The organism is Enterobacter cloacae complex sp. 394I7, from assembly GCF_057320345.1.
In genome coordinates this window covers 144,167-157,689 of sequence record NZ_JBXWCR010000005.1, presented here as the reverse complement: position 1 = coordinate 157,689, position 13,523 = coordinate 144,167, and the positions used below count along the sequence as shown (strand labels likewise).

Genomic DNA, 13,523 nt, shown 5'->3' with positions numbered 1-13,523 from the left:
CATGAGTTATGTATTTCTGCTGATTTTACTTTTTCCGGTGAAACTCATCCGGAAGCTGTTTCGCAAAGACACGGGCAGAAACCTTGTCATTCAGACAGCCAAAATCGGTGACTTTATCAATGCAACGCCTCTACTGGCGTATCTGCAAAAAAGCGATGTGCTGATCAGCCGCAGCGTTAACGCATTGGCTCAGCATGACGACAGTATCGAAGAGATCTTTTTTGTGGAGCAGCAAAAGCGTAACCTGTGGCGTAAGCTCTGCTTCGCCTGCCGGATCATGAATCGCTACGACAATGTCTATCTGCTGCAGCCCAACAGTGTGAATCTCTTTTTCGCCTCAGCCTGTAATGCAAAAAACAAACAATTTTTAAGCACTTATACGCGCAGGTGGTATCACGGAATTTTTTATGCCACGGCTGATGGTACCGTTGAGCATGGCAAAAAGACGCTGTCCGTCACTAACTATCTCAAGCTCGCCGATCGCGCGCTCACCTGGCAGGATTCACCCAAGCACGCCACAAAGCCCCTGTTCAAGCCTGCGGTTTACCCGCAAATTCTCGATAAACCCGGGGTTATCCGAATTGGTATCAGCATTTCTGCCGGTAACAAAGCAAAGACGGTTCCCCCGGCAATCTGGAAACGTATTGTCGATCATCTTGCCGACCTGCCCTGCGAGTTTTATGTTTTTGGCGCACCGAACGAACAGCCGTGGATGGATGACATCACCCGCGCTTACGGTGAAATTCCCAATTTTATCAACCTCATTGGCAAAATATCGCTCGAAGAACTGCCGTGGGCGATATCCAAAATGGATTGTTATATTGCGTCAGATTCAGGGAATATCTACATTGCCGATGCGGTGGGCGTCCCGGTGGTGTTGCTGTTTGGTCCATGCTGCCATTATGAACAACGTCCGCTTGGTAAGGTATTGCTGATTGGGAATGATGAAAATATAAACTCTTACGTCTTTGAAACGCGTTACTACTTCAGTCAGTCGAAAGAAGAGCTCTTTGAGGTAACAGACGAAGATTTGGCAAAAATCAGTCATTTGTTGTCTACTGTTGCGCATAAAAATAGTGAAATCGAGAAGGCTTAAGATGGGCTCTCTGACTAAGCAGTTTTATCGTTATACTCATAAACGAAACATGCGTCACAATGAAAATTTGTGGCCGTATGTGAAGATTGCGCGTAATGAAAGCGGCGAGATTTCTGATTTTGTCTATCGTGGTCAGCCCGTTCTACTTACCTCCCTCACTTCTCTCAAAAATGCATTCAGCGGAGAAGTGTTAATTACCGCCACTGGCCCCTCAGTCAAAAAAATAGATTTTTCAACATTACCCGTAGATGTCATTCGTACGGGGGTAAATGGGGCATGGCACCTTCATAACCAGCTTAGTTTTAGCCATTACTTTATCGTCGACATGACTTTTATTGACCGGCAAACAGCGTTGCTAAAGCGTATCGTGGCCAATAAAAATTTGCTTCTGTTTACAACGGCTATGGGGGTGGTTAAGCTTATTGACCGTTTTTCATACGAAAATATCCACTGCCAGATAGCCATAATCGAAGATATTTGCTACGAAACGTATAAACCCTCAATCAAACGCGAAGCGCTTTTTGATACCCTCAAGGATCGTCCTGGGATCGTTTTTTCTGAAAATACACCAAATAGCGCTTTTAGCCTCGATATTTGTCAGGGTATCGTTGATGCCGGTACAGTGGTTTACTGGGCATTGCAGGTCTCATATTACATGGGGTTCTCAAAAATCTATATTGCTGGACTGGATATGACACACTTCTCTCAACCGCGATTTTATGAGAAAGCCGAAACCATGCTGCCTTCGTTTCTGGAAGATAAAGTACAGGATATTGTTCTTCCTGCACTCTCTCTTGCAAGTAAGATTTTTGCTTCTGCAAACAAAGAGGTGATTAATCTTTCCCCTCAAAGTGCTATACCTTCTTCTGTTTTTGTCAGAAAGGATTTTACGGATGTATTTAAATAGACTGCCGCGTATTACATTTTACCCTTTTGTAGCATTTATGTTTTTAAGCATGATATTCTGTGGGGTATCTAAGGTAAATATTCTTTTCCACGTTTCCCTGGCCCTTTTTCTTATCACTATAATGCTGGTAAAAAGCGCCAGAGAGCGGTTTATACATGATAAAGAATTTCTTCCTGCACTTGGGCTGCTAACTCTCTTTGTCCTTTATTTTTCCCTCTCGAACCTTTGGGCCGAGACATCACACTTAAGTTCTGCTCTTACCCATTCATTTTACATCCTTATTTTCTTCTGCCTGTACCGGCAATGTGAGCTTGAAAACAAGAAGACATATCTTGTTGGCGCGGCCTATTTTGGCATTATCGTACTCACGTTGATGACATTTATTTATGTTAACAAGCCTCACCTGTTCGTTGGGCGTTTAATGAACGCTTTTCCTTATGCACCCGACAACGTCATTGATCTGGGTGGCTATATGGCATTGGGGATTATTTTAAGTGCAATTCTCGTTCGAGAAACCCGCAGCCTTTGGTATTATGTTCCGGTTCCGTTGTTGTTGAGTGGCTTATTACTGACGCAAAGCCGCGGACCATTATTGGCGTTAATAATAGCAACAGCTGTCATATTCTGTATTAAACCAAAATGGAACAACAAATTTGTGTTCTTGTCCCTGGCCTCTCTGCTTATACTGGGCATTACACTTTATTACAGCGGTTTTTACGACCTGCTAATAAAGCGGTTTGAAGATTCTAACCAGGCTGGCTCCGTTCGTTTTGGCATCTGGCAGCATGCTTTTGAAGTAACAAAAGAAAGATTAGTATTTGGCTGGGGATTTAATAAAGAACTGTCATTCATTAATGGTTATGAACAGCATGTGACGACTACACACAGCCTCTACTTCGGTGCCTTTCTTAAGGGCGGAATTGTAGGGCTAACGCTGTTTTTAGCGATGATTGCCTACGCATTCAGGCAATGCCTGAGACACCTTGCTGTAGACCACAAAGCCGAGGTTGCGGTACTGATTTTCGCGCTCGTATTTTATTCCACTCAGGGGATGTTCGTTATCAGTAATCCTCGAGAATACTGGGTGTTATTCTGGATACCATTAGCCATCATATTTAGTACACCCGTGAAAAAAACCGTTCAGAGATAATCTTTAGGCGCCGGTTAACCGGCGCTTCTTTTACTCCGATAAAACTCCGCCAGCGTCATCCCCACCGTCTTGTCCGACAGCCATGTAAACAACTGGTCCAAATCCTGGTACAACCCTTCAATGGCCGCATCATCTTTGAACGTAGGACTTCCGCCGGGCATAAATTCTGAAGAATGGAGCATAAACTCCACATAATCATTGCCCTGCGACAAGCACTGTTGTGCGACCTTAATCATCTCAGACGCGTTTCCACCGGACGGACGCAGCCAGTTAACTGACGGGGAACGGTATTTCCCACGCAGCCGATCGTAGCCCTGTTTAACGGTGTTCAGCCAGGCCGGGTGTTTATACTGAATACTCATCGGCACTTCGAGTAAAGGGCTCTTTCCCGGGCGGGAAATATCCTCTGTATCAATAAAGTAGGCATGGTCAGGGAAATGCTGATAATTCGTTCCTCCGTGACCCTGCGGTGCCCCTTTGGCATTTCGCCAGTTCACCCGTGGGGTGACGGAACAGTCAACCTGATAACCCAGCTCTATCAGCAAGTTTGCGTAGCGACGATCAAACGCCCAACGCCCGGCACGGTGGCTCAGCATTTTGGTCTGGAAGGTCTCTTCCAGTAAGTGCGTCATAAAAAGCACTTTCTCGCGCATAATTTCATCTGAAAACTCAATCAGATAAGGTTGCCAACGCCAGTCATCACCGGTGAGGTCATGTTCAGGTGGGCTGTTCCACGCATGAAGATGCATGCCAACCTCGCCCTGGCCGCGGGCAATCACATCTTTTGCGAACTCAATGAAAACCGGTTCGATCGCCATCTCATAGTTGGTCAGCCAGACCGGCTTAAAACCAAAACGCTCGCATAGCGCCTGAAATCGTGCCAGGTAACGTGCGTTTTCCGTTTTGATAACACGGTGGTTTTGCCAGAGATTATCGCCTTCTGTATCAATGGTGATGATAAACGCTGGTTTTTTCATAATGAGTCCGTAAGACGTAAGAGTGAGGGCTATGTTACGCACTCTGCGAAGCAGGAGTAAACCCTTCCAGGGAAATTCCTGACATTATGGAGAAAGAGTGCAAGTCGCCATCAGGTCTATTAGAATTGCTGACAGTATACCGCTGATAAGATGATGATGATTAACCTACTCGACACGCCTGATTTACGTATTTTACTTATCAAACTTCGACATCATGGCGACATGTTACTCACAACTCCGGTCATTAATTCGTTACGTCAAAAATGGCCCACGGCGCAAATCGATGTTCTTCTTTATGAAGAGACACGCGATATGCTCGCCGCGCATCCGGCGATCGGCACCATCTACGGTATAGATCGTAAATGGAAGCAGCTCGGCACCCTGAAACATCTGCAAAAAGAGTGGCAGTTACTCTGTGCCTTAAGAGCGCAGCGTTATCATCTGGTGATAAACCTTGCCGATCAGTGGCGCAGCGCCATTGTCACCCGTTTCACCGGCGCGCCAGTACGCCTCGGGTTCGCGTTTAACAAGCGAAAAAACGCGTTCTGGCGTTTTTGTCATACCGATTTGGTTTCCGTCGCCAATCACCCGTCTCTCCATACCGTTGAGCAAAATCTTTCTATTCTTTCACCGTTGCCCGTCCCGGCTCAGCCAGCCGTCACTATGGCCTATCGCGCAGAGGACTGGGATCGCGCGCGCCAGCTACTGACACAACAGGGTGTGGCTGATAACTACGTGGTGATCCAGCCAACGTCACGCTGGTTCTTTAAGTGCTGGGACGAAGGCAAGATGGCGCAAACCATCACGGCACTCCAGCAGGATGGCCACACTGTGGTTCTCACCGCAGGCCCGGATAAAAAAGAGCTGGCGATGATAGACCGCATTCTCGCCGCGGCGCCAAAAACGGGCGTAGTCTCACTGGCTGGCCAACTCACGTTGCGCCAGCTGGCATCACTTATCGATCATGCGCGCCTCTTTATTGGCGTCGATTCCGTTCCGATGCACATGGCCGCCGCGCTTCAGACGCCGTGCATTGCTCTCTTCGGCCCGTCAAAACGGGTGTTCTGGTCGCCATGGCAGGTCAACGGTGAAGTCATCTGGGCTGGCGATTTTGGCCCACTCCCCGACCCGGACGCCATTGATACCAAAACAACTGAACGCTATCTCGACGCCATTCCCGTTAATGTCGTGGTCTCCGCCGCCAGGAGATACCTGTAATGAAACACCATCGTCTGGCGATTGTTCGCCAAAAATACCGTCCTGATGGCGGGGCGGAACGCTTCGTTTCCCGGGCACTTACTGCACTGAGCAACCAAAACCTTGAGCTCAACGTCATCACGCGTGAGTGGCAGGGGGAGAAGCAGGACGACTGGCATATCCATATTTGCGACCCACGTAAATGGGGCCGAATCAGTCGCGAACGTGGGTTTGCACATGCTGCGCGTGCACTGTGGGAACAGCAGCAGTTTGACATTGTGCAGAGCCACGAGCGTATTCCTGGCTGCGATATTTACCGCGCAGGGGATGGCGTGCATCGGCGTTGGCTGCTGCAGCGTGCGCGCATTCTGCCTGCCTGGCGTGCACAACTTCTGATGCACGATCGCTACCATCGCTACGTCATGCACGCCGAACGTGAAATGTATCAGGCTCCTGAATTGAAAGCCGTTATCTGCAATGCGGAGATGATCAAACGCGAAATCATCGAAGACTTTGATATTGACGCAAAAAAGATACATGTGATTTATAATTCAATTGATTCCAGCCGCTTCGTTCCGGCAACCGAAGGACAGCGCGCTGTACTGCGTCAGCAGCTCGGATTGCCTGTCGATGCCGTGGTGTTGTGTTTCGTCGGGTCAGGTTTTGAACGTAAAGGACTCGCCAGCGCTATCCGCGCTATTACGGGCACACCCGCGTGGCTGATTGTGGTTGGACAGGATAAAGCAGAAAGTCGTTACCGTGACCTCGCCCGTTCATTGGGCTGTGAGGGGCAAATTCGCTTCCTGGGGATGCAAAAAGAGACACTGCCATTTTACCAGGTATCCGATGGATTACTGCTGCCAACGCTGTATGATCCTTTTCCAAACGTCATTCTTGAAGCGATGGCCTGCGGTTTGCCCGTCATTACTTCAGTGAGTTGCGGTGGTGCAGAATTTATTGAGCAAGGTCAGAATGGCTTTTACTGTGATGCACTTGATATCAGCAGATTGAAGGAGGCAGTCATGACCCTTCCATCTTTGGATAAGAATAACGATATGGGGCGGGCAGCGCGTGAGCGCGTAAAAGAAGCGACCCCAGAAAAATTATCAAGTCAGCTTATTTCGCTTTATCAAAAATTACTGGATTAAAAATGCGCATCCTAATGATTATTGATGGTTTGCCCGGTGGAGGAGCCGAAAAAACGGTTCTCACCCTCTCCAGCGGATTGATAGAAATGGGGCATCAGGTCTCCCTTTTCTCCCTGCGAAAGGTGTGCGACTACGCCATCCCGGCAGGCATTGATTATCAGGTCATTCAGGATACGTGTAAAAAGCCCTGGAGAAAGCTCACCGAGATCCCGCGCCGGGCGCAGCTGCTGGACAATGCCATTGAACAGGCTGAGCGCAGCGGGAAGTTCGACGTCATATTCTCGCACCTGCATAAAACCGATCGTATTGTGGCGCACAGTCGTGCGCTGGATCGCGATAAGGTCTGGTTCTGCGTGCATGGCATGTTCTCATTCTCCTACCTGCGTCATCGCCACGGCCTTTCACGCTGGTTTAAGCATTACAAAATTCGTCATACCTACGAAAACCGAAACGTTGTCGCCGTCTCCGCCGCCGTGCTGAAAGATCTCTCAGAGACGCTGTCCATCGACCTTCGTCGCAAAGCGGTTATCCATAATCCCTTTGATATTCCTGAAATCCAGCGTCTGGCGGATGCGCCTTTTGAGATGCAGGGGCAGGATTATATTATTCACGTGGGTCGTTTTCATGAACATAAACGCCACGACCGCCTTCTGCGTGCCTATGCGCAGAGCAAAATAGACGCATCGCTGGTGATGATGGGCAACGGTTCTGACACCAAAATTCAACAGCTTAAACAGTTAGCGAAAGAACTCGGGATCGAAGACAAGGTTATTTTCCGCCCCTTCGAGTCCAACCCTTATCCGTGGATTAAAGGCGCACGGCTTTTAGTGTTAAGTTCTGACTGTGAAGGTTTTGGTAACGTACTGGTAGAATCCATCATCTGCCAGACGCCGCCTGTCAGTACGAACTGTCCTGGCGGGCCCGCTGAAATCCTCACGGGTACGCTGGCGCGCGGGCTGTCGGAGATGAATGACGAATCACTGGCGAAAACACTGGCCGATCTCTATACCTCCCCGCCTGTCGTTGATAGCGCAACGATCGCGTCGTTCGGGATAAATGCCATTTGCCAGCAATATGTTGCGTTGGTAGACAATCAATAATAATCAGGTTTCTTATGCAAAATTCAGCGCCATTATTAAGCGTAGTGGTTGCCGTTTATAACGGCGAAGCTTTCCTGGATCAGTTCTTTACCTGCCTTGCGAATCAACAGATCGACAGTATGGAAGTCATCATCGTCAATGATGGCTCCACGGACAGTTCGATGCAGATAGTCGAAACCTGGCGTGAAAAACTGCCGCAAATGCAGGTTATCGAACAGGAAAATCAGGGTGTATCCATTGCGCGCAATACCGGTCTGGCCGTCGCTACCGGTCAATATCTCTCTTTCCCGGATATTGATGATGTCTTTAAGCCGGGCATGTATCAGCGCTTGCTTGATATGGCCGTCACGCAGAATCTGGATGTCGCCACCTGCAACGGAAACTACGTCTGGGAAAACAATAAGAAGCCTTCACGGCCGATTTTCCCGGAAGACAAGCTGGCCTCGACAGACGTCATGACCGGTGCGGCCTGGTTAAAAAAAGCGCTCGACTCACGCAAGTTTCTGCATGTGACCTGGCTGAATATCTATCGCCACGACTTTATTCGTCAGAACGGTTTTCGTTTTGAGCCCGGCCTGCGCCATCAGGATATCCCGTGGACTACCGAAGTCTTGCTCGCAGCTGACCGCGTGCAATACACCAGTGAACGTTTTTACGACTATTACATTCACTCCGCATCGGTTTCCCATATGCCGGACAATGATGACACGCTGATTCGCTCGGCGCGCCATTACATGAAAATTCTGCAGATGCTGGATGCCATCAACCAGCGTTACCCGGAAAAAGTGAAAGATATCCCCGCCTGCCACTGGCAAATCGCCAAAGAGGGGCTTGGGATCATTCATACCTTCGACAATATGAAGGATGTGCAGAAGAAGTCGATGATAATAAAAGAGTTCTTCGACACGGGTATCTGGAGGCTTATCTGGAAAAGTGCCAAAAGCCCCCGTTTGCGCTGGCGCCTGGGCCGACGCTACTTCCGTTTAAAACGGTATCTGGCATAAGAGATAGCTTTACCCGGCTTAAATGCTTAGAATTTCCCCGCCGAAACTAAAAAACGGATAATCGCTTGGAATTGTTGTATACCGCCCTGCTCTACATCATCCAGCCACTGGTGTGGCTGCGACTGTTGCTTCGTAGCCGTAAAGCGCCTGCGTATCGTAAACGCTGGGCTGAACGCTATGGTTACTGCCGCAATAAAGTCGTGCCGGACGGTATTTTGCTGCATTCCGTTTCTGTGGGCGAAACGCTGGCGGCGATCCCGCTGGTTCGCGCCCTTCGTCACCGCTATCCGTCACTGCCGATCACGGTCACGACCATGACGCCGACGGGGTCTGAACGCGCATTATCGGCGTTCGGTAAAGACGTTCAACACGTCTATTTGCCTTATGACCTGCCTTGCGCCATGAATCGCTTCCTGAATACCGTTCGCCCGAAACTGGTGATCGTCATGGAAACCGAGCTGTGGCCAAATATGATTTCCGCCCTGCATGCCCGTAAAATTCCGCTGGTGATTGCCAACGCGCGCCTTTCAGAGCGCTCGGCGAAAGGTTACGGCAAGCTAGGTAAATTTATGCGCCGCCTGCTCAGCCGAATTACGCTGATTGCCGCACAGAATGAAGAAGACGCGGCGCGCTTTCTCGCTCTGGGCCTGAAGCGCAACCAGCTTGCGGTGACGGGTAGCCTGAAGTTCGATATCTCCGTCACGCCTGAACTCGCCGCCCGTGCGATTACGCTACGTCGCCAGTGGGCACCGCGTCGCCAGGTGTGGATTGCAACCAGTACCCATGACGGCGAAGAAGCCATTATCCTGCAGGCCCATCGTAAGCTGCTGGAAAAATTCCCCGATTTGCTGCTGATTCTGGTCCCCCGTCACCCCGAACGTTTTAAAGATGCGCGTGAGATGGTGCAGAAAGGCGGCTTCAGCTTTACCCTGCGCAGCAGCGGTGAGATCCCCTCCGGCAGCACTCAGGTGGTGATTGGCGATACAATGGGCGAGCTGATGCTGCTTTACGGCATTGCCGATCTGGCTTTTGTCGGCGGCAGCCTTGTGGAGCGCGGCGGCCATAATCCGCTTGAGCCGGCCGCACACGCCATTCCGGTGCTGATGGGTCCACACACGTTTAACTTCAAAGATATCTGCGCTAAATTGCAGCAAGCCGACGGGTTAATTACCGTGACCGACGCGGACTCGGTGGTCAAAGAGGTCTCAACCCTTCTGACCGACGAAGACTACCGCCTCTGGTATGGTCGCCATGCTGTCGAAGTGCTGCATCAGAACCAGGGCGCACTCACTCGTCTGCTGCAACTTCTGCAACCTTATCTGCCTCAGCGGAGCCACTAATGTCAACGCGTCTGTCGGTCGTGATGATCGCCAAAAACGCCGCCGACCTGCTTCCGGACTGCCTGGCCTCCGTCGCCTGGGCTGACGAAATTGTCCTTCTCGACTCCGGCAGCGAGGACAACACGGTGGATGTCGCCCGTGCCGCGGGTGCAAAGATCTTTATCGATACCGACTGGCAAGGCTACGGCATCCAGCGCCAGCGCGCGCAGCGCTATGCTACTGGCGATTACGTGCTGATGCTGGACACTGACGAGCGCATTACACCAGAGCTCCGCCAGGCCATTCAGGCGGTGCTGGCAGCACCTCAGCCTGGCGCGGTATACAGCATTGCACGTCGCAACTATTTCCTTGGCCGTTTTATGCGCCACAGCGGCTGGTATCCAGACCGCGTAATGCGCCTCTACGAGCGTGAGCGATATCAGTACAACGATAATCTGGTCCATGAATCCCTGGCATGCGACAGTGCCCCCGTCATTCCTCTGACGGGCGATCTGCTGCATCTGACCTGCCGGGATTTCGCCAGCTTCCAGCGCAAACAGCTTAACTATGCCACCGCATGGGCGCATGAGCGTCACCTGCGCGGCAAGAAGGCCACGCTGACCGGTATTTTCACCCACACGCTGGGGGCATTTCTGAAAACACTGCTGCTGCGAGGCGGCGTGCTGGACGGTAAACAGGGGTGGTTACTGGCGGTGGTGAATGCCCAGTATACTTTCAACAAATACACCGAGCTGTGGGCGCTTTGCCGCGGCTACTCAGAGAAAACGTGAGCCATGAGCACAAAAGCGATTTATCCGGGTACCTTTGATCCCATCACCAACGGTCATCTTGACATCATCACCCGTGCGGCATGCATGTTTGATAAGGTGATTCTGGCGATCGCCGCCAGCCCCAGTAAGAAACCCATGTTCGATCTCAATGAGCGCGTTGCACTTGCCACTGACGCTATCTCACATCTGCCAAACGTTGAGGTGGTGGGCTTCAGCGATCTGATGGCCAACTTCGCCCGTGCCCGGCAGGCTAACATTTTGATCCGCGGGTTACGCGCGGTGGCTGACTTCGAATACGAAATGCAGCTGGCGCACATGAACCGCCACCTGATGCCAGAGCTGGAGAGCGTGTTCCTGATGCCCTCAAAAGAGTGGTCGTTTATCTCTTCCTCGCTGGTCAAAGAGGTGGCGCGTCATCACGGTGACGTGACCCATTTCCTGCCGGCTAACGTCCATCAGGCGTTGATGGAAAAATTAAAGTAGCCCTATTTCTGGCACTGACGGCAATAGAACGTGGCGCGCTGGGCGTGCTTCGTTGCAATAATCGGTGTCCCACAGACTCTGCACGGCTCACCCTTACGGCCATATACCTGCAGCTCCTGAGCAAAATAGCCGGGTTTACCGTCGCTCTGCAGGAAGTCCTTCAGGGTGGTCCCCCCTTGCTCAATCGAACGCAGCAGCACCGCTTTAATCACCCGGACCAGCAGTTCACACTCCTGGGATGACAGCGATGAGGCCAGCCGATCGGGATGGATCCCGGCGGCAAACAGCGATTCGCTGGCATAAATATTCCCTACTCCCACCACCAGCTTATTGTCCATCAGCCACGGTTTGATCGGGGTTTTCTTCTTTGCACACTTCGCTTTCAGGTATTCCGCGTTAAATGCCTCTGAGAGCGGCTCTGGCCCCAGATGCGCCAGAACGCTGTGTCCTTCAAGCTCTTTGGTCCACAGCCATGCGCCAAAGCGTCGTGGGTCGGTGTAACGCAGCACTTTACCGTTGCTCATCACCAGATCGACATGGTCATGCTTTTCCGCGGGCAGTTCTTCGGTAAGGATGCGCAGACTACCAGACATACCGAGATGGATGATAATCCAGCCGTCGGGCAGCTCCAGCAGCAGATATTTGGCGCGACGCTGGACGCTGAGAATCGGTTTATCGCTTAACGCATGGATTTCATCGGACACCGGCCAACGCAGGCGACCGTTGCGAACGATAGCATGAAGAATAGTCGCGCCGACCAGATGCGGCTCAATACCGCGGCGGCTGGTCTCTACCTCAGGTAATTCAGGCATGGTTCCTCCGGAGTAAGATGCAGAATGCAAAAAACCCCGCAGTTGCGGGGTTTTTCAATACAAGGAGGCTAAAATTATTTGATTTTAGCTTCTTTGTACAGTACGTGCTGGCGTACAACTGGATCGAATTTTTTCAGTTCCAGTTTTTCCGGCTTAGTACGTTTGTTCTTCGTGGTGGTGTAGAAGTGACCTGTACCAGCAGAAGAAACCAGCTTGATTTTCTCGCGAATACCTTTAGCCATGATTTATTTCCTCTTTAAGTACTTAGTACTTTTCGCCACGGGCACGCAGTTCGGACAGAACTGTATCAATGCCTTTCTTATCGATTACACGCATACCTTTAGCAGATACGCGCAGGGTGACAAAACGCTTCTCGCTCTCAACCCAGAAACGGTGAGAGTGCAGGTTCGGCAGGAAACGGCGTTTAGTCGCGTTCAGTGCGTGGGAACGGTTGTTACCGGTCACCGGACGCTTGCCAGTAACTTGGCAGACTCGGGACATGTCTATTCTCCAAAAATCAAATTAGCTCGAGCTTCGTATGGGGTATCGGCGCCTCGTCAGGCTTTACAGCCCGGTCATCGCATAGTTCTATTGAACTCTCGATTGCCAGGCCCAAATGCCAAACCCGAGATTCTCAAAGGTGGCGTAGTATACGCTGACTCGGCGGTGTGCTCAAGTCCCGAACAGACAAAGATCCCGATGGATCGCGAGAAATAGCCTAAATCCAGCCATGTTCTGCAAAAGAAATGTACTCGCCGCGACCAATTATCAGATGGTCGAGCACACGAATGTCCATGAATTGACAGCATTTGATAATGCGTTCGGTCATCTCTTTGTCAGCTCTGCTTGGTTCTGCACAGCCAGAAGGGTGATTATGCGCGAGTATCACGCCGGCTGCATTCACTTTTATCGCTTCCCGCACAATTTCTCGCGGATGAACCTCAACGTGGCTCAGGGTTCCGGAAAAAGGCGGCTATGTTTTAGTACCCGGTTCCTGTTATCAAGAAAGATCACCATAAAGATCTCGCGCTCCAAATCTGATAGCTGGCTCTGGAGAAATACGCGTGTCATATCCGGGGTGAGTATGGGATCTTCCTCTTCCATACGGACGTCGTAAAAACGGCGGGCCAGCTCAGCAATCCCCCTCAGTTGGGCGAACTTCGCCACGCCAATTCCTTCGACATGCCTGAATTCCGTCAGATCCGCCGTCAATAAGCCATACAGCGAACCAAAATGGTCGATGAGCTCTTTTGCCAGCGTAAATACCGTTTTGCCGGGCGTTCCGGTGCGTAAAAAGAGTGCCAGCAACTCGTCGTCCTTTAACAACGTGACGCCATAGCGCAGCATTTTTTCACGCGGTAGCAGCAGTTCAGTCTCTTCCATGCCTGTCTCCTTCGATTTGCCATCATGCTGCCACAGCCACCCCCGGCGCTCGACGCCCACTTTTCATTCCTGCGTAACGCCTCGCAAACTGGCCGAAGGACAAAATCACCCCCTTTTTGGGATTGTGATAAAATGCCCGCTCTCTGGTGAAACCCA

General features: G+C 50.9%; 14 protein-coding genes and 1 pseudogene. 10 read left to right on the top strand and 5 right to left on the bottom strand.

All coding sequences use genetic code 11. From position 1 onward, the window contains the following. Position 1: 1 nt before the first annotated feature. Genes AC2FAP_RS17965 through AC2FAP_RS17955 form a run of 3 tightly spaced genes read left to right on the top strand, consistent with a single transcriptional unit; the run spans position 2 to position 3,153 of the window. Positions 2-1,096: a glycosyltransferase family 9 protein gene (locus tag AC2FAP_RS17965; RefSeq protein WP_047742767.1), complete on the top strand. Its 1,095-nt coding sequence runs from the start codon at positions 2-4 to the stop codon at positions 1,094-1,096. Position 1,097: 1 nt separating this feature from the next. Next, a complete protein-coding gene (locus tag AC2FAP_RS17960; RefSeq protein ID WP_449541924.1) occupies positions 1,098-2,003 on the top strand; it encodes a sugar glycosyltransferase in 906 nt (301 codons plus the stop codon). Continuing rightward, positions 1,990-3,153 carry an O-antigen ligase family protein gene (locus tag AC2FAP_RS17955; RefSeq protein WP_025206457.1) on the top strand — a complete coding sequence of 388 codons (1,164 nt, stop codon included), beginning with the start codon at positions 1,990-1,992 and terminating at the stop codon, positions 3,151-3,153. The genes AC2FAP_RS17960 and AC2FAP_RS17955 overlap by 14 nt, the downstream gene beginning before the upstream one ends. 14 nt (positions 3,154-3,167) lie before the next feature. On the opposite strand, the gene AC2FAP_RS17950 is transcribed toward AC2FAP_RS17955, so the two are convergent. Further along, the gene (locus AC2FAP_RS17950) at positions 3,168-4,130 is read right to left on the bottom strand and encodes a polysaccharide deacetylase family protein (RefSeq protein ID WP_047742760.1); all 963 of its coding nucleotides are present in this window, start codon (positions 4,128-4,130) and stop codon (positions 3,168-3,170) included. A 150-nt stretch (positions 4,131-4,280) separates the two neighbouring features. Between AC2FAP_RS17950 and rfaQ the strand changes: the two genes are divergently transcribed. The 7 genes from rfaQ (at position 4,281) to coaD (ending at position 11,172) form a co-directional block, all read left to right on the top strand. Then, positions 4,281-5,348, top strand: coding sequence for a putative lipopolysaccharide heptosyltransferase III (gene rfaQ / locus AC2FAP_RS17945; protein WP_449541925.1), 1,068 nt, complete (start codon positions 4,281-4,283; stop codon positions 5,346-5,348). Next, positions 5,348-6,475 (top strand): glycosyltransferase family 4 protein, encoded by a 1,128-nt coding sequence (locus tag AC2FAP_RS17940; RefSeq protein WP_449541926.1) that lies wholly within the window; start codon positions 5,348-5,350, stop codon positions 6,473-6,475. The genes rfaQ and AC2FAP_RS17940 overlap by 1 nt, the downstream gene beginning before the upstream one ends. A 2-nt stretch (positions 6,476-6,477) precedes the next feature. Then, a complete protein-coding gene (locus tag AC2FAP_RS17935) occupies positions 6,478-7,575 on the top strand; it encodes a glycosyltransferase (RefSeq protein ID WP_032679322.1) in 1,098 nt (365 codons plus the stop codon). A 14-nt stretch (positions 7,576-7,589) separates the two neighbouring features. Next, a complete protein-coding gene (locus AC2FAP_RS17930; RefSeq protein WP_044858677.1) occupies positions 7,590-8,579 on the top strand; it encodes a glycosyltransferase in 990 nt (329 codons plus the stop codon). Between the two features lie 65 nt (positions 8,580-8,644). Then, positions 8,645-9,919 carry a lipid IV(A) 3-deoxy-D-manno-octulosonic acid transferase gene (gene waaA, locus AC2FAP_RS17925; protein ID WP_014168058.1) on the top strand — a complete coding sequence of 425 codons (1,275 nt, stop codon included), beginning with the start codon at positions 8,645-8,647 and terminating at the stop codon, positions 9,917-9,919. Then, on the top strand, positions 9,919-10,689 hold the full coding sequence (locus AC2FAP_RS17920; protein ID WP_153852761.1) for a glycosyltransferase family 2 protein: 771 nt from the start codon (positions 9,919-9,921) through the stop codon (positions 10,687-10,689). The genes waaA and AC2FAP_RS17920 overlap by 1 nt, the downstream gene beginning before the upstream one ends. A gap of 3 nt (positions 10,690-10,692) precedes the next feature. Beyond that, complete coding sequence (gene coaD, locus AC2FAP_RS17915) at positions 10,693-11,172, top strand: pantetheine-phosphate adenylyltransferase (RefSeq protein WP_014168056.1); 480 nt, start codon at positions 10,693-10,695, stop codon at positions 11,170-11,172. Between the two features lie 2 nt (positions 11,173-11,174). On the opposite strand, the gene mutM is transcribed toward coaD, so the two are convergent. The 4 genes and pseudogenes from mutM to radC form a co-directional block, all read right to left on the bottom strand. Next, positions 11,175-11,984 carry a bifunctional DNA-formamidopyrimidine glycosylase/DNA-(apurinic or apyrimidinic site) lyase gene (mutM, locus tag AC2FAP_RS17910; RefSeq protein WP_032679319.1) on the bottom strand — a complete coding sequence of 270 codons (810 nt, stop codon included), beginning with the start codon at positions 11,982-11,984 and terminating at the stop codon, positions 11,175-11,177. Between the two features lie 74 nt (positions 11,985-12,058). Continuing rightward, a complete protein-coding gene (rpmG, locus tag AC2FAP_RS17905; protein WP_003024094.1) occupies positions 12,059-12,226 on the bottom strand; it encodes a 50S ribosomal protein L33 in 168 nt (55 codons plus the stop codon). Positions 12,227-12,248: 22 nt separating this feature from the next. Further along, positions 12,249-12,485, bottom strand: coding sequence for a 50S ribosomal protein L28 (rpmB, locus tag AC2FAP_RS17900; protein WP_002436699.1), 237 nt, complete (start codon positions 12,483-12,485; stop codon positions 12,249-12,251). Positions 12,486-12,702: 217 nt separating this feature from the next. Continuing rightward, a pseudogene (gene radC / locus AC2FAP_RS17895) lies at positions 12,703-13,367 on the bottom strand (RadC family protein). Between the last annotated feature and the right edge of the window lie 156 nt (positions 13,368-13,523).

Excerpts from the sequence above, each read along its gene's own strand:
- AC2FAP_RS17930 (WP_044858677.1), top strand. The coding sequence starts at position 7,590 with ATGCAAAATTCAGCGCCATTATTAAGCGTAGTGGTTGCCGTTTATAAC.
- mutM (WP_032679319.1), bottom strand. The coding sequence starts at position 11,984 with ATGCCTGAATTACCTGAGGTAGAGACCAGCCGCCGCGGTATTGAGCCG.
- AC2FAP_RS17955 (WP_025206457.1), top strand. The coding sequence starts at position 1,990 with ATGTATTTAAATAGACTGCCGCGTATTACATTTTACCCTTTTGTAGCA.
- rfaQ (WP_449541925.1), top strand. The coding sequence starts at position 4,281 with ATGATGATGATTAACCTACTCGACACGCCTGATTTACGTATTTTACTT.
- AC2FAP_RS17940 (WP_449541926.1), top strand. The coding sequence starts at position 5,348 with ATGAAACACCATCGTCTGGCGATTGTTCGCCAAAAATACCGTCCTGAT.
- AC2FAP_RS17920 (WP_153852761.1), top strand. The coding sequence starts at position 9,919 with ATGTCAACGCGTCTGTCGGTCGTGATGATCGCCAAAAACGCCGCCGAC.
- coaD (WP_014168056.1), top strand. The coding sequence starts at position 10,693 with ATGAGCACAAAAGCGATTTATCCGGGTACCTTTGATCCCATCACCAAC.
- rpmG (WP_003024094.1), bottom strand. The coding sequence starts at position 12,226 with ATGGCTAAAGGTATTCGCGAGAAAATCAAGCTGGTTTCTTCTGCTGGT.
- AC2FAP_RS17935 (WP_032679322.1), top strand. The coding sequence starts at position 6,478 with ATGCGCATCCTAATGATTATTGATGGTTTGCCCGGTGGAGGAGCCGAA.
- AC2FAP_RS17950 (WP_047742760.1), bottom strand. The coding sequence starts at position 4,130 with ATGAAAAAACCAGCGTTTATCATCACCATTGATACAGAAGGCGATAAT.
- AC2FAP_RS17960 (WP_449541924.1), top strand. The coding sequence starts at position 1,098 with ATGGGCTCTCTGACTAAGCAGTTTTATCGTTATACTCATAAACGAAAC.
- AC2FAP_RS17965 (WP_047742767.1), top strand. The coding sequence starts at position 2 with ATGAGTTATGTATTTCTGCTGATTTTACTTTTTCCGGTGAAACTCATC.
- rpmB (WP_002436699.1), bottom strand. The coding sequence starts at position 12,485 with ATGTCCCGAGTCTGCCAAGTTACTGGCAAGCGTCCGGTGACCGGTAAC.